Annotated in this window: 15 protein-coding genes; 2 read left to right on the top strand and 13 right to left on the bottom strand. The window is 71.9% G+C overall.

The window, feature by feature from the left end:
• Window positions 1–124: 124 nt before the first annotated feature.
• Together I8D64_RS01835 and I8D64_RS01840 are read right to left on the bottom strand one after the other, a co-directional pair.
• Window positions 125–910: a methyltransferase domain-containing protein gene (locus I8D64_RS01835; RefSeq protein WP_200500797.1), complete on the bottom strand. Its 786-nt coding sequence runs from the start codon at window positions 908–910 to the stop codon at window positions 125–127.
• A gap of 112 nt (window positions 911–1,022) precedes the next feature.
• On the bottom strand, window positions 1,023–1,943 hold the full coding sequence (locus I8D64_RS01840) for a LysR family transcriptional regulator (protein ID WP_200500798.1): 921 nt from the start codon (window positions 1,941–1,943) through the stop codon (window positions 1,023–1,025).
• 111 nt (window positions 1,944–2,054) lie between these two features.
• On the opposite strand from I8D64_RS01840, the gene I8D64_RS01845 reads away from it, so the two are divergent.
• Window positions 2,055–3,188, top strand: coding sequence for an EamA family transporter (locus I8D64_RS01845; protein WP_343068388.1), 1,134 nt, complete (start codon window positions 2,055–2,057; stop codon window positions 3,186–3,188).
• A 27-nt stretch (window positions 3,189–3,215) separates the two neighbouring features.
• On the opposite strand, the gene I8D64_RS01850 is transcribed toward I8D64_RS01845, so the two are convergent.
• The 7 genes from I8D64_RS01850 to I8D64_RS01880 all read right to left on the bottom strand — a co-directional run bounded on the left by I8D64_RS01850 (window position 3,216) and on the right by I8D64_RS01880 (window position 10,349).
• Window positions 3,216–3,629, bottom strand: a complete 414-nt coding sequence (locus I8D64_RS01850) for a DUF1801 domain-containing protein (protein WP_200500799.1) — start codon at window positions 3,627–3,629, stop codon at window positions 3,216–3,218.
• A gap of 294 nt (window positions 3,630–3,923) precedes the next feature.
• On the bottom strand, window positions 3,924–5,633 hold the full coding sequence (gene leuA, locus I8D64_RS01855; protein WP_246482692.1) for a 2-isopropylmalate synthase: 1,710 nt from the start codon (window positions 5,631–5,633) through the stop codon (window positions 3,924–3,926).
• A gap of 347 nt (window positions 5,634–5,980) precedes the next feature.
• Window positions 5,981–7,018 (bottom strand): GTPase Era, encoded by a 1,038-nt coding sequence (era, locus tag I8D64_RS01860; protein ID WP_200500801.1) that lies wholly within the window; start codon window positions 7,016–7,018, stop codon window positions 5,981–5,983.
• A complete protein-coding gene (locus I8D64_RS01865; RefSeq protein WP_239202755.1) occupies window positions 7,011–8,384 on the bottom strand; it encodes a hemolysin family protein in 1,374 nt (457 codons plus the stop codon). Before I8D64_RS01865 ends, era begins: the two co-directional genes overlap by 8 nt.
• Window positions 8,381–8,848, bottom strand: a complete 468-nt coding sequence (ybeY, locus tag I8D64_RS01870) for an rRNA maturation RNase YbeY (RefSeq protein WP_200500802.1) — start codon at window positions 8,846–8,848, stop codon at window positions 8,381–8,383. The genes I8D64_RS01865 and ybeY overlap by 4 nt, the downstream gene beginning before the upstream one ends.
• Window positions 8,845–9,960: a PhoH family protein gene (locus tag I8D64_RS01875; protein ID WP_200500803.1), complete on the bottom strand. Its 1,116-nt coding sequence runs from the start codon at window positions 9,958–9,960 to the stop codon at window positions 8,845–8,847. Before I8D64_RS01875 ends, ybeY begins: the two co-directional genes overlap by 4 nt.
• A complete protein-coding gene (locus tag I8D64_RS01880) occupies window positions 9,957–10,349 on the bottom strand; it encodes a histidine triad nucleotide-binding protein (RefSeq protein ID WP_200501239.1) in 393 nt (130 codons plus the stop codon). Before I8D64_RS01880 ends, I8D64_RS01875 begins: the two co-directional genes overlap by 4 nt.
• A 148-nt stretch (window positions 10,350–10,497) precedes the next feature.
• Here I8D64_RS01880 and I8D64_RS01885 point away from each other — a divergent pair, with 148 nt between their 5' ends.
• Window positions 10,498–11,040 (top strand): NADPH-dependent FMN reductase, encoded by a 543-nt coding sequence (locus I8D64_RS01885; protein WP_200500804.1) that lies wholly within the window; start codon window positions 10,498–10,500, stop codon window positions 11,038–11,040.
• Between the two features lie 130 nt (window positions 11,041–11,170).
• On the opposite strand, the gene I8D64_RS01890 is transcribed toward I8D64_RS01885, so the two are convergent.
• The 4 genes from I8D64_RS01890 to I8D64_RS01905 all read right to left on the bottom strand — a co-directional run bounded on the left by I8D64_RS01890 (window position 11,171) and on the right by I8D64_RS01905 (window position 14,929).
• On the bottom strand, window positions 11,171–12,049 hold the full coding sequence (locus I8D64_RS01890; protein WP_200500805.1) for an ABC-2 family transporter protein: 879 nt from the start codon (window positions 12,047–12,049) through the stop codon (window positions 11,171–11,173).
• Window positions 12,042–12,905, bottom strand: coding sequence for an ABC transporter permease (locus I8D64_RS01895; protein WP_200500806.1), 864 nt, complete (start codon window positions 12,903–12,905; stop codon window positions 12,042–12,044). The genes I8D64_RS01890 and I8D64_RS01895 overlap by 8 nt, the downstream gene beginning before the upstream one ends.
• Entirely contained in the window at window positions 12,902–13,906 is a 1,005-nt protein-coding gene (locus I8D64_RS01900) for an ABC transporter ATP-binding protein (protein ID WP_200500807.1), read from the bottom strand. The genes I8D64_RS01895 and I8D64_RS01900 overlap by 4 nt, the downstream gene beginning before the upstream one ends.
• A 222-nt stretch (window positions 13,907–14,128) precedes the next feature.
• Window positions 14,129–14,929, bottom strand: coding sequence for a 16S rRNA (uracil(1498)-N(3))-methyltransferase (locus I8D64_RS01905; protein ID WP_200500808.1), 801 nt, complete (start codon window positions 14,927–14,929; stop codon window positions 14,129–14,131).
• Window positions 14,930–14,940 lie beyond the last annotated feature (11 nt).

Genomic DNA, 14,940 nt, shown 5'->3' on the forward strand with positions numbered 1-14,940 from the left:
GGGTCGAATCTACCGCCGGGGGCCGACGGACGGCGCCCGCCGCGCCCCGTCGGCGCGCGCCCCGTCGGCCCGCATCTCGTCGGCCCGCATCTCGTCGGCCCGTGCCCCGTCGGATGGTGCAGGATCAGGCCCGGCGCGCGACGGCGAAGATCCTGCGGAACGGGAGCACGCCCCCGTGGCCGTCGTCGGGGTAGGCCTCGCGCAGCCGCTCCTTGAACGCGGCGACGAAGCGCTCTCGCAGATCGGGAGGCAGGGCCTGCAGCGTGGGCCGCGCCCCCGTGCCGCTGACCCACTCGAAGACCGGGTCCTCGCCGTGCAGGACGTGCAGGTAGGTCGTCTCCCAGGCGTCGACCTCGCAGCCGGCTCCCTGGAGCGCGCGCAGATAGATCGCGGCGTCGTGGGAGGCGGGGCTCGCGATGCCCTCGAGGTGCTCGGCGAAGGGGTGCTGCGAGGCGAGATAGCGGCGGATCGTGTGGCTGGGCTCGTCGAAGTTGCCGGGCACCTGCATGGCGAACCAGCCGCCGGGGGCGACCTGGTCGATCAGCTGCGGGAGCAGGTCGAGGTGGCCGGGGACCCACTGCAGGGCGGCGTTGGTCACCAGGACGTCGACCGGCCGCGGGGCGCGCCAGGTGCTGAGGTCCGCGAGCTCGGCGCGCACTCCGTCGACCGTCGCGGCGCGCTCGATCATCGCGGGGCTCGAGTCCACGGCGACCACCTCGGCCTCGGGCCAGCGCCGGGCGAGCAGGGCGGTGAGCGTCGCGGGCCCGGCGCCGAGGTCGACGACGAGGCCCGGCGCGTGCGCGCCGATGCGCGAGGTGAGGTCGAGGAACGGCCGGCCGCGCTCGTCGCCGAAGGCGAGGTACTGCGAGGGGCTCCAGGTGTGCGGCGGGACGGGAGCTGGGGGCGTCATCGGGACTCCATCTGTGAGTGCGGGGCTGTTGCGGGCCTATGCGGTGCGGTGCGGTCCGGTGCAGGGCGACCCTGCGCAGTGCGGCACGGCGCACACCCACTTTATCTTGATCTCAAGAGAGTTTCGGCGGGACCGCGGAATCCAGCGAGGCGGCGGCCTCCGCGAGGGCCGTGCGCAGCGCCCGTGTGGCCGGGTGATCACGGCGGCCGCTGCGCACCGCCGTATGGACCCGCCGACGGGGCGCACCGGCGAGCTCGAGGAGCCTCGCCGACCCCAGGTGCTCGCGCGCCACGAGTCCGGGGATGATCGCGACCGCGTGTCCCGAGCGCACCAGATGCGCCTGCAGGAGAAGGTCGATGGTCTCGAAGCGCACGCGCGGCTCGACGCCGAGCCCGCGCAGGTGGTTGCGCACCCAGACGCCCGGCATGACGGTCTCCGGGTCCGCCGTCCAACTGGCGTCGGCGAGGTCCTCGATTCCTTCCGGGTCGCACCATGGGCCCGACGACGGGACGGCCAGCAGGAGCGGGTCCTCGAGCAGCGGCTCCCGCTGGACGCCCGGTCTGTGCGGCTCGTCGAGCCCGGGATACTCCTCCCCCAGCACCAGATCGAACTCATGGGCGAGGAGCCCCTCGTAGGCGGGCTCTACCTCCCGCTGGTGGACCTCGATCTGCAGATCGGGATGCTCGGCCGAGAGCACCGTGAGCGCGGGCGGGATGAGCGAGAGCATCACCGACTGGAACGAGGCGACCCGCAGCACGCCCGAGAGCGCGGGCCGGGTCGCGGCGAGATCGGACTCGGCGCGCTCGACGCCCTCCAGGAGCACGGCGGCGTGCTCGGCGAGGACGCGTCCCGCGTCGGTGAGCACGAGGCGCCTGCCCACCTGCTCGGTGAGGCTCGTGCCGGTCTCCTTCTCGAGCTGGGCCAGCTGTTGGGAGACGGCCGACGGCGAGTACGAGAGGCTGCGCGCGACCGCGCCGACGGTGCCGAGGCGTGCGAGCTCGTGCAGCGTGCGCAGCCGGGAGAGGTGGAGCATTGGGCCTCCTGGAGCCTTCGACCGACCATTCAGCAACGCTTCACGATATCGCGCACGGATCCTCGCGCTGCTGATCTTCCACGAGCGGGAGATCGAGCGGAGAATCGATCCGTGACCTCCTCGTCCGTGCACTCCACCGCCGCTGCGCAGCCCGGCACGGCGCCGACCGCATCCGCGCAGCCCGCCCCCTCGTCCCCCGTCGCTCCCGCGGTGCTCATGATCCTGGGCTCGTGCACCTCACTGCAGTTCGGGGCGGCGCTCGCCGCGCAGCTGTTCCCCGCGCTCGGCTCGTGGGGCGTGACGTGCCTGCGCCTCGGGATCGCGGCGATCATCCTGCTGGTCATCGTGCGCCCCGCAGTGCGCGGCTGGAGCGGCGGGCAGTGGCGGGCGGTGGTCGCCTTCGGTCTCGCCCTGGGTGCGATGAATGGGAGCTTCTACGCGGCGATCGAGCGGATCCCGCTGGGCACCGCGGTCGCGATCGAGTTCCTGGGACCGCTCGTGCTCTCCGCGATCCTCTCGCGCCGCCTCGCCGACCTGGCCTGCGTGCTGCTCGCCCTCGCGGGCATCGGGATGTTCGGACTCGAGAGCCTCGCGGGTGCCGGGGCCCTCGATCCCGTCGGGGTCCTGTTCGCGCTGATCGCCGCCGTGTTCTGGGGGTTCTACGTGCTCGCGAGCGCGCACGTGGGCAGGCACGTCCCCGGCCAGGGCGGACTCGCGGTCGCGCTCGCGATCGGAGCGCTCGCCCTGCTCCCGCTCGGTGCCGGCGGCGTCCTCACCGCCGTCACCCGCCCCGGACTCCTGCTGCTCGCCGTGGCCACCGCCCTGCTCGCCTCGGTCATCCCCTACACCCTCGAGCTCGCGGCGCTGCGTCGACTGCCCCGGCACGTGTTCGGGATCCTGCTGAGCCTCGAGCCCGGGATCGCCACGATCGCCGGCCTGCTCCTGCTCGCACAGGTGCCCAGCGTGTACGGGCTGCTCGCCGTGGTGCTCGTGGTCGCCGCGAGCGCAGGGACCACGATCACCGCCCGGCGCGCCCAGGCCCGCGGCGCGGACGATGCGGACCGGGCGGAAGGCCGCCCAGCGCCCAGCGACGGCGAGCTCGAGACGCTCCCGGCCGACGAGTATCCCGCCGCGCTGTCCGTGCAGGCGATCGCCGAGCCGGAGGCCATCACCGGGCAGTTCCCGGTCCTCGACCCTCAGGAGGGCGAGGCCGACGACGTCGGCGGTCCCTCCGGTCGTCCCTGACGGTCGCCGGGCCCGGATCGCTCCGGGTCAGCAGCCCGCGATGCCGCTGCTCCAGCCCCGTGCGACGAGCTCGCGCACCACGTCCCCGTCGATGTCCTTGAGGCCGTTGACGTACACGCAGCCCGCGCCGCGTCGGTGCCTGCCGAGCGTCTCGAGCAGCGCCGACGCCCCGACATCGCCCTGCAGGCCGTACAGGGAGATAGTGGCCTTCCGGGGGCTGAAGCCGACCCGGAACCAAGTGGCGTGCGAGGTGCGGCCGTGGTACTCCATCTCGCCGTAGCCGATCATGCTCGGGCCCCACATGACGGGAGTCACCCCGGTCACCTCGCCGAACAGGTCGAGCAGGCGGGCGCCCTCCTCACGGCGGCGCGGCGTCGGGAGCTGTGCGCAGTAGGCGACGGGATCCTCCTGCGTCGGCTTCGTCTTCACCTCGTGCGCCATGGCGCGAGCCTACTCAGACGCCAGGAGCTGGAGAGCACGCGGAGCGGCGGCCTGCCAGAGGTCGGTCGCCGTGCGCCGGCCGTGCGGTGTCGTAGAAGGGCCGTGGGTGGGGAGCCGTGGCATATATGCCACGGCTCCCCACCAGTGGCCCGTCGAGGACACGTCGGCCCGTGGAAGATATGTCGGCCCGTGGAGGACACGTCGGGCCGAGAAGTCCGTCTCAAGAGGAGGGGACGCGAGGGGCCGACGGGAATGCCCCCGTCGGCCCCTTCCACGGCGCGATGCAGCGCCCGGTCACCCCTTCGCGCGCTCGGCGCGGTTCAGCGCCGACACGATGGCCTGCAGCGAGGCGCGGGTGATCGAGCCGTCGATGCCGACGCCCCAGAAGATCCGCTCCCCGATCTCGCACTCGATGTACGAGGCGGCCAGGGAGTCGTCGCCCTCGGTCAGCGCGTGCTCGGCGTAGTCGAGGATGCGCAGCTGCACGCCCTGGCCCGCCAGGGCCTTGACGAAGCCGTCGAGCGGGCCGTTGCCGTACCCCTCGACGGTCTCCTCGTGGTCGTCCACGCGCAGCTCGACGGTGATGCGGTCCGAGCCCTCGCCGGCCGACTCCTGGTGCACTCCGTGGAAGCCGAAGCGTCCCCAGGTGCGGGCCGGGTCCTGCGCGGGCAGGTACTCGTCGGTGAAGCAGTCCCACAGGGAGGCCGCGGAGACCTCGCCGCCCTCGGAATCGGTGATGTTCTGGACGATGCCGGAGAACTCGATCTGCAGACGTCGCGGCAGGTCCAGGCCGTGCTCCGTGCGCAGCAGGTAGGCCATGCCGCCCTTGCCGGACTGCGAGTTCACGCGGATCACGGCCTCGTAGGAGCGGCCGATGTCCTTGGGGTCGACGGGCAGGTAGGGCACCCGCCAGACCATGTCGTCGATCTCCTTGCCGGCGGCCTCGGCGTCGGAGCCCATCCGGTCCAGTCCCTTCTTGATGGCGTCCTGGTGGGAGCCCGAGAAGGCCGTGAACACGAGGTCGCCGCCGTAGGGGACGCGCTCGGGCACGCGCATCTGGTTGCAGTGCTCGACGGTGCGGCGCACCTCGTCGAGGTCGCTGAAGTCGATCTGCGGATCGACGCCCTGGCTGAACAGGTTCAGGCCCAGGGTCACCAGGTCCACGTTGCCGGTGCGCTCGCCGTTGCCGAACAGGCAGCCCTCGATGCGGTCGGCGCCGGCCATGTAGCCGAGCTCGGCGGCGGCGACGCCCGTGCCGCGGTCGTTGTGGGGGTGCAGGGACAGCACGATGGCCTCGCGGGGCTCCAGGTGGCGGCTCATCCACTCGATCGAGTCGGCGTAGACGTTCGGGGTCGCCATCTCGACGGTCGCCGGCAGGTTCACGATCATCTTGCGCTCGGGCGTGGGCTTGATGATCTCGGCGACCGCGTTGCACACGCGCACCGCGTACTCGAGCTCGGTGCCCGTGAAGGACTCCGGCGAGTACTGGTAGGTGATCTGCGTGTCCGGGACGGTCTCCTCGTACTTCTTGCAGAGCAGGGCGCCTTGCACGGCGATGTCGAGCACGCCGTCCTCGTCGGAGCGGAAGACCACGTCGCGCTGCACGATCGAGGTCGAGTTGTACAGGTGGACGACGGCCCGCTTCGCCCCGGCGATCGCCTCGTAGGTGCGCTCGATCAGGTGCTCGCGCGACTGGGTGAGCACCTGGATCGAGACGTCGCCTGGGATCCGGTCCTCCTCGATCAGCGTGCGCACGAAGTCGAAGTCGGTCTGGCTCGCGGCGGGGAACCCGACCTCGATCTCCTTGTACCCCATGCGCACGAGCAGCTCGAACATCCGCAGCTTGCGCTCGGCGTTCATGGGGTCGATGAGCGCCTGGTTGCCGTCGCGCAGGTCGACCGCGCACCAGCGCGGGGCGCGGGTGATGCGCACGTCGGGCCAGGTGCGATCGGGCAGCTCCGCGCGGATCTGCTCGTGGAAGGGCAGGTACTTGTGGATCGGCATGCCCGAGGGCTGCTGGGGCGTCTCGCCGTCGGAGCCGACGACGGGGAGCGACGGGTCGGCGGTCGCGGCGCGGGCCGGTACCGGGGGAACCTCGCCGGTGTGCGCGTCGGTGCGGGGATCAGCGGGAGCCGACGGGGCGCTCGCGCCGGCGGCGGAGGGCTGGGAGGTGCTGGTCGCAGTGGTGTTCACGGAAGATCCTTCGTCTGCTGATGCGGGTCGCCGGGTGGGCAGAGGAGCAGCCGCGGCGAGGTCCCGGCGTATCAGGCCTCGACGCGGCGGCTAAGCAGGAGGATCGTTCCCAGCACGTGAGTCACCGTACACCCGGTGCCGCGCGCCCGATCCCCGTCTCAGAATCCGAGCCGCCCGAGCTGGCGGGGGTCGCGCTGCCAGTCCTTGGCGACCTTCACACGCAGGTCCAGGTGCACCGTGCGGCCGAGCAGCTGATTGATGCCGGCGCGTGCGTGGGAGCCGACCTCCCGCAGCCGGGAGCCGCCGCGGCCGATGATGATGCCCTTCTGGCTGTCGCGCTCGACGAAGAGGCTCGCCCGCACCACCAGGCGTCCCTCTCCCGGGGCGATCTCGGCGAAGGGATCGCCGTCGGGATCGGTCTCGGCGATCTCCTCGACCACCACGGCGATCGAGTGCGGGAGCTCGTCGCGCACGCCCTCGAGGGCCGCCTCACGGATGAGCTCGGCGATGCGGTCCTCGTCGCTCTCCTCGGTGAGCTGCCCGTCGGGGTACAGCTGCGGGCTCTCCGGCAGGAGGCCGGCGATCACGCCGACGAGGTCGTCGATCTGGCGCCCGGTGACGGCGCTGATCGGGACGATCGCATCGACGTCGAGCAGCTGGTCGACGTCCATGAGGTGCTCGGCGATCCGTTCGGGACGCACGAGGTCGCACTTGGTGACGATCGCGACCACCTTCGGCCCGCGACGGCCCTGGCGCATCTCGACGAGGTCCTCGGCGATGAAGCGGTCGCCGGGGCCGATCTTCTGATCGGCGGGCAGGCAGAAGCCCACCACGTCGACCTCGGTCAGCGTCTCGCGCACGAGGTCGTTCAGGCGCTCCCCCAGCAGCGTGCGCGGGCGGTGCACCCCGGGGGTGTCCACGAGGATGATCTGTGCGTCCTCGCGGGTGAGGATGCCGCGGATCGCACGGCGCGTGGTCTGCGGCTTGGAGGAGGTGATCGCGACCTTCTCCTCCACCAGGGCGTTGGTGAGCGTCGACTTGCCGACGTTCGGCCGGCCGACGAGCGCGACGAACCCGGCGCGATGCTCCCCGACGCCGCCCGCCTCGCCGGGCCCGCTGGCCCCATCCGTCCTGTCGGCCCCGTCCGTCCCGTCGGCCCCGTCGGCCTCGCCGCTCCCGATGACGCTCTCAGGCATGGTGCTCCTCCTCGGAGGCGGCGGCGCCGCTCTCGTCCTCGTGCGCGGCGACGACGGGCACCGCGCCGGTGCGGGTGTCCTCGCGCTCGTCCTTGGGTGTGCGGCTGACGAGCACGGTCGCGAGCTGCTTGCGGCGCCCGCCGGTGCGGTCGGCCTCCAGATGCAGGCCCAATGCGTCGGCCTCCGCGCCGAGGATCGGGATGCGCCCGAGCGCCTTCGCGAGAAGGCCGCCCACGGTGTCGACGTCCTCGTCCTCGATGTCGAGGCCGAAGAGCTCGCCGGCGGCCCCGATGCTCTCCCGCGCCGGGACGCGGAACACGCCCTCGCCGAGCTCCTCGATGCGCAGCTCGGCGCGGTCGTGCTCGTCCGCGATCTCGCCCACGATCTCCTCGAGGACGTCCTCGATGGTGACCATCCCGGAGACGCCGCCGTACTCGTCGACGAGGATCGCGATGTGCACGCGGCGGGTCTGCATCGCGTGCAGCACCTCGTCGGCCCCGAGGAACTCGGGCAGCACCATCGGTGCGCGCATGATCTCGGCGACGGGCCGCTCGGGGCGGGGGTCCCACGGCGAGTGGATCGTGCGCATGACGTCCTTGACGTAGAGCACGCCCTGGAGGTCGTCGACCGTCTCGCCGACCACGGGGATCCGGGAGTACCCGGAGCGGACGAACAGCCGCATGGCCTTCTCCGCGGTGGTGTCCGCGGTGACCGTGACGATGTCCGTGCGCGGGACCATGATCTCGCGCACGAGCGTGTCCCCGAGGTCGAAGACGCCCTGGATCATGTCGCGCTCGGAGTCCTCGAGCTCCTCGTTCTCCATGGCCCGGTCCACGTACTGGCGCAGCTCCGCCTCGGTCGCGTACGGGCCGCCGGAGATCTTGCCGCCCGGCGTGAAGGCCGAGCCCACATGGATCATGAGGCGCGCGAGCGGGCCGAGGAGGCTGCGCACCACGCCGATCAGGCCCGAGAGCAGCGTGGAGAAGCGCTCGGGCCGGCGCCGTCCCACCGTGCGCGGGGACACCGAGACCACGAGGAAGGAGCCGACGACGGCGATCGCCACGGAGATCAGGGTGGGCAGCACCCAGCCGTCCATGGTCTCGAACACGATCGCGGTGATCGCGACGGCCATGATCGACTCGGAGATCACGCGGCCCAGGCTGATCGCGGCGAGGGTGTGCGGGGCGTCCTCGTGCTGGTGGAGCACGCGGCGGCGCACGCGCTCGGGGGCCTCGGCCTCCTCGAGGTGGCGCTCGAGGGCCGCGCGGGACGTGCCCAGCAGCGCGGCGTCGGCCGCGGAGAGCAGACCGCCGCAGACCATGCCGAGCACGGCCAGGGGGATGAGGACGAGGAGCAGCGCCGTCACTCGGCGTCCTGGCCGCGCGTGGAGAGGAAGGTCAGCAGCAGGCGACGCTGGAGGTCGAACATGACCTTCTTCTCGTCCTCCTCGGCGTGGTCGTAGCCCATGAGATGGAGCATGCCGTGGGTGGCCAGCAGCAGCATCTCCTCGACCGCGCTGTGCCCGGAGGAGGCGGCCTGCTTGGCGGCGACGCTCGGGCAGATCGCGATGTCTCCGAGGAGACCCTCGGGGGCGGCCTGGTCCTCGGTGCCCGGCGTGAGCTCGTCCATGGGGAAGCTCAGCACGTCCGTCGGCCCCGGCTCGTCCATCCACTGGATGTGGAGCTGCTCCATGGCCGACTCGTCCACGAAGAGGATCGAGAGCTCGGTGAGCGGGTGCATCCGCATCTTCTCGAGCACGAAGCGCGCGAGGTCCACGAACTCGCGCTCGTCGATGCGGGTGGTGGTCTCGTTGCGGACCTCGGTGCTCATCGGCCGGTGCTCCTGCTCTCGTGCCGGCGCTGGCCGGATCCTCCACGGCCCCCGGAGGAGCCCCTGCCCGTGCGTCCGCCCGCGCCGCCGGGACCGCCGCGCCCGTCGCGGCCGCCGATCTCCCAGCGGCCGTAGGCCTCGACGATCTCGGAGACCAGGCGGTGGCGCACGACGTCCTGCGGCGTGAGGCGGCAGAAGGAGATGTCGTCGATCCCCTGCAGGACCTGCTCGACGACCTTGAGGCCGCTGGGCTGGCCGCCGGGGAGGTCGACCTGGGTGACGTCGCCGGTGACGACCATCGTCGAATTGAAGCCGAGACGCGTCAGGAACATCTTCATCTGCTCGGGGCTCGTGTTCTGGGCCTCGTCGAGGATGATGAAGGCGTCGTTCAGGGTGCGCCCTCGCATGTACGCCAGCGGCGCCACCTCGATCGTGCCGGCGCCCATCAGCCGCGGGATCGACTCGGGGTCGAGCATGTCGTGGAGCGCATCGTAGAGCGGGCGCAGGTAGGGGTCGATCTTCTCGTTGAGCCCGCCCGGGAGGAATCCGAGGCGCTCCCCCGCCTCGACAGCGGGTCGGGTGAGGATGATGCGCTCGACCTGCTTGCTGAGGAGCATGCGCACCGCGACGGCGACGGCGAGGTAGGTCTTGCCGGTGCCGGCGGGGCCGATGCCGAAGGTCACCGTCGAGTTCTCGACGGCGTCGATGTACTGCTTCTGGCCCAGGGTCTTGGGGCGGATCGTGCGCCCGCGCGAGGAGAGCACGGCCTGTGAGAGGACGGTGTCGATGCGCTCGCCGGCGGCGCGCTCGTCGCCGTAGAGGGCGGCCGCGCGGCCGACGGCCTCGGGGGTGACGGTCTGCCCCTGCTGCGCGATCTGGATGAGCGAGCGCACGATGTGCTCGCCGCGGCGCACCGCGTCGGCGGTGCCGCGCAGCGCGACGCGGTGCCCGCGCACGACGATGTCGGCCTCCGGGACAGCCCCCTCCAGGGCGTCCAGGGCGCTGTCGGACTCGCCGAGCACCTGCAGGGGGCTGAGGTGGTCGGGGATCGAGAGGTGCCTCTCGGTGACGGAGGGCTCGGGGCCCGGTGCGGGAGTGGCGGGGTCGCTCACATCTCTCCTTCTGCGAGCTCTCCGCCCGCGAGCACGTGCGCGTGCACGTGGAAGACGGTCTGGCCGGCGTGGGCGCCGGTGTTGAAGACGAGGCGGAAGTCGCCGTCCGCGAGATCGGCGGCGAGGTCGCCGGCCACGGAGGCCACGTGGGCCAGCAGGGACGGCTCGGTCGCGAGCTCGCGGACGTCGCGCAGGTGGGTGCGCGGCACGACGAGGACGTGGACGGGGGCCTTCGGCGAGAGGTCCTTGAAGGCGATCACCGACTCGTCCTCGTGGACGCGCTCGGAGGGGATATCCCCCGCGACGATCCTGCAGAAGACGCACTCGGGGTCGACGCGGATCGCGGCCGCGGACCCGGGCGTCGGGGCGCTGGCGGACTCGGTGCTCATCATGGTCCCGATTCTACGGGCCACGGGCCGACCGGGCATGCGCGTGGGGTCGACCACAGCTGGTTCATGATCCTGGCTTTCGAGGGTCCCAAGGAGTTGACTGTCCCCGACTGGTTCAGTTGTCAACTACTTTCAAGGGGTCCTCGGAATGCCCAAGCTCGGAATCATCCTCTCCAGCGCCCGACCGAACCGCGTCGCCGACCATGTGGCGCGCTGGGTCTCCGATGCGGTCGACGACCGCTTCGAGGTGGACCTGATCGACCTGCGCGAGGTCGCGCTGCCCGCCTTCGACGAGCCTCAGTCCCCGAAGTCCGGGGCCGACAAGACCACCGACCACGGCCGGACCTGGGGCGAGCGCATCGCCGCCCTCGATGCCGCCGTGATCCTCACGCCGCAGTACAACGGCTCCTACCCCGGCGCCCTCAAGAACGCCGTCGACTTCCTCTACGGCGAGTGGAGCGGTCTGCCGGTGCTGCTCATCGGCTACGGCTGGAACGCCGCGAACGAGGTGCTGCCCCTCCTGGAGACCCTCATGAGCCGCGTCGGCGCCGACGTCGTCGACACGCTCGGCCTGGGCTTCCGCGAGGACCTCTCGCTCGAGGGCGAGCTGTTCGTCGCCGAGGAGAAGGTGGCCCGTCTGGCCGCGGACCTCGCCTCCCTCGAGGAGAAGGCGCTGCAGCCCGCCGCCTGACGCGCGCGACGCGCGCTGGGAAACGCGCGCTGGTGCGGAGCACCATCGCACACCGGGAGGGCCCGGGATCCCCGAGGGGTCCCGGGCCCGCTCGCGTCCGCGGCCGGGCGGCGACCCGGTCGGCGGGGCCTCAGTTCCCGGGGCTCGTGTACCAGCGGGACATGAGGCGGAAGCAGAGGACGCCCGCCACCAGCAGCGCGGGCCCCGCGAGCGGCGAGAGCACGGCGACGGCCGACGGGACCACGGCCTCGTCGGCCCGTCCGAGCACCACGGTGATCGGCAGGTACGCCATGAACGCGAGCGGGATCAGCACCGTCAGCAGCCAGCCGCCGACGACGCCGAAGATGCTCATCGGGTAGGCGCCGAAGTCCGTGAGGATCCGGTCGATCGTGTCCTTGACGCGGGTGACCGGGCCCCAGCGGAAGTCGAGTCCCGAGATCGCGATCTGCATGCCCGCCTCCACGAGCCCGCCACCGATCGCCGCGAGGGCGAGGTAGGCGATCCGCCACGGCGTCCAGTGGACATCGACCATGCCGGCGGCGGTCACGAGGATCGCGAGGCCCAGCACCAGGTCGCCGATCGTGCCGGGGTTGAACATGCGGGTGAGCAGCTGCATCAGCGGCGGCGCGGGCCGCAGCAGGAAACGGTCCCAGTCGCCGTCGCGGATCGCCTGGGCGCTCCCGCGGTGCTGGCCGAAGTTGATGGTGCAGACGCCGTGCGCGGTCAGGCGCAGCCCGTACAGGAGCGCGACCTCCCCCACGCTCCAGCCGGCGATCGCGCCGAAGGCGTTGAGCAGCACGCCGATGAAGGCGAGCTGCGTTCCCTGCAGCGCCGCGCTGCCCAGGAACGTCATCGCGAGGTTCAGACGATGCACGCGCATGCTGCGCCAGGTCGCGCGCACCAGGATCGTGTACGTGTGCCAGGCGGGGACGGGTGTCGCGAGGGTCTCGGCCCGACGCGCGGGCCCCGTCGGCCCGGCGGGTTCCGAGGGTCCGTGCGTCTCAGCCACCGAAGATCACCAGCCGTCGGATCGCGCGGCGCCAGACGAGCGCCGACAGCACGATCAGCAGTCCGATCCACAGCAGCTGGCCGCCGATCGCGCTGACGGTGTGCCACCCGGGGTCGGGGTCGACGTAGAGGGAGATCGGCACGAAGATCTGCGCGGAGAACGGCAGCCAGCCGAGCACCGCGCGCAGGGCGCCCGGCATGAACCACAGCGGTATCAGCGCTCCGGAGCTGAACTGGGCGAGCATGCGGTAGACGAGGAATGCGCCCCCGACCTCGAGCGTCCAGAAGCCGACGAGACCCACGGTGAAGTTCATGATCTGGGCGATCACGAGGCCCAGCGTGATCGAGACCGCGAAGGCGACGCCCGAGGCGAGCGTGGGCGGAGGATCCACGGCGCCGAGCGCGAGCCCGACGACGAGCGCGCAGCCGGCGGCGGGCAGCTGCGCGAGGCTCGAGCCGAGCTGCTGGGCCAGAGCCATGGGCACCGCGGAGACCGGCCGCATCACGTCGAAGGCGATCGCGCCGGTGCGGAGGCGGCCGTAGAGGGTGTCGAAGACGAAGGGCTGGAAGACGAGGGTGGCGAGCACGCCGAGGACGGCGTAGGTGATCGCGACGGACTGGTCGACCCCGGCGACGCTCTCTCTGCTGCCGTAGACCGCAGTCCACACCAGGTGCACGAGGATCACCTGCAGGACGGCGCCCACGATGCCGCTCCACATGGAGGCCCGGAACACGAACTGCGAGCGCCATGACTGCCCGCACGCGGCAGCGAGCGCACGCGCCGCGAGCGCCAGGGGCAGGGCGCTGCCCGCGCGGACCGTGTCGTGGGCGGGGACGGTCTGCGCGCCGGTCGTCATCGTCCGTCCCGTCCGACGCTCCCACTGAGGTAGATCCGACGGATCACGTCCTCGACGCCCGGCTCGCGGGAGGTGATGTCGAGGACCTCGAGCGCGTCGGAGAGCCTGCTGATCGCGGCCGGGGCGGGGATCCGCTCCGGGTCGAAGCGGAAGGCGGTGAGGTGGTCGTCACCGTCGGGCCGGGTGGTCGTGCGCTCGATGTCGCCGACGTGCGCGAGCGTCGGCTCCTCCCGCGTGCGCACGACGATCTCGCGGTACGGGGCGTACTCCCGGCGCAGCTGGGCGAGCGTGCCGTCGTAGAGGATGCGGCCCTCGTCGATGATCACCACGCGGTGCGCGAGCTGCTCGATGTCGGCGATATCGTGCGTGGTCAGCAGCACCGTGGTGCCGGCGTCCTGGTTGCGCTGGGCGATGAACTCGCGGATGCGCACCTTGGCGACCACGTCGAGCCCGACGGTCGGCTCGTCCAGGTAGAGCACCGGCGGGCGGTAGAGCATCGCCGCGACGATGTCGCCGCGCATCCTCTGGCCGAGCGACAGCGAGCGCACCGAGGTGTCCATGAAGGGCCCCATGTCCAGCAGGTCGACGAACTCGTCGAGGGCTCGGCGGTAGTCCTCCCGTCCCAGTCCGTAGAGCCTGGAGATCAGCTCGAAGGAGTCCCGCAGGGGCAGGTCGGTCCACAGCTGCGTGCGCTGGCCGAAGACGGCGCCGATGTTGCGGGCGTTCGCGCGCCGGTCCTTCCAGGGCACGATCCCCTCCACCTCGACGTTGCCGGCAGTGGGCACGAGGATGCCGGTGAGCATCTTGATGGTGGTGGACTTCCCGGCACCGTTGGGTCCGAGGTAGCCGACGATCTCGCCGTCGTCGATCTGCAGCGACACGTCGTCGACCGCGCGGGTGAGGACCCGGCGCGTGCTGAACAGCGAGCGCACGGAGGACAGGGGCCCCTCGACGCGCGCGGGTCGGGAGAACGCCTTGACGAGGTGCTCGGCGCGGATCATCCGCCGAGCATCCCGGCCGCCGCTCCGCCGTCGGTCCCCGATCCCGTCGACAGCGGGGCGCCCGGTGGGATCACGGTGCGCCGGATCATCGAGGAGCGGAGGGACGGAGCGGCGCGTAGCGACATGGGTCGCTAGGTTTCCATGGCGTGACCCACCACACAAGGACATTCGGTGCGTGCCCCGGGGTCGGGCCACGCATCGAGCCCGCTCAGAGGACCGCTCTCAGCCCCACCGGCCGACGAGTGCGCTGATCACGGCGATGGCCGCGGGGCCGGCGGTCGAGGAGCGCAGAACCTCAGGGCCCAGCAGCACGGATCGCGCCCCAGCCTCCTTCAGCTGCGCGAGCTCCTCCGGAGAGATCCCGCCCTCGGGCCCGACGACCACCACGATCTCAGGCACCCCGGCAGGCACCTCGTCGGCCCGCAGGGCGCGCAGCTGCTCGGCGAGTCCCATAAGACCCACCGACTCCTGCTCGTGCAGCACGAGGACCATGGCCCCCGCCGCGTTGCGCTCGCGCAGATCCTCGACGAGCTGGGCGCTGGTCCGGGCCTCGTCGACCGCGGGGATCCCCCGCCGGCGGCACTGCTTGACCGCCGCGCGCACGGTGTTCTCCCAGCGCGCACGGCCCTTGCGCAGCTTCTCGCCCTTCCAGACGGACACCGAGCGGTGCGCGATCCAGGGCGTCACCCTGTCCACGCCCAGCTCGGTCGCCGACTCGACCGCCTGCTCGTCGCGTCCGCCGGTGGCCAGCGCCTGCACGAGGGAGAGGCGCGGTGAGCGGGTCACCGGATCCGAGGGAGCTTCGAGCAGACGCAGGGAGAGCTCCTCCTTGCGGGCCTCGGTCACCTCGGCGCGGGCCTGACGGCCGTCCGCGTCGCTCAGCAGGATCCGCTCCCCCGCGCGGATGCGCGCGACCTTCGCCGCGTGCCTGCCCTCCTCACCGGTGAGGTCGTAGCGCGATCCCTCGTCGAGCGCGGCGAGGGCGTCGTCGAGCGTGAGGAAGGCGGCGGGGGTGTCGGGCACGGGGTTGCTCC

It is taken from the genome of Brachybacterium halotolerans, assembly GCF_016623465.1.
GTDB lineage: Bacteria > Actinomycetota > Actinomycetes > Actinomycetales > Dermabacteraceae > Brachybacterium > Brachybacterium halotolerans.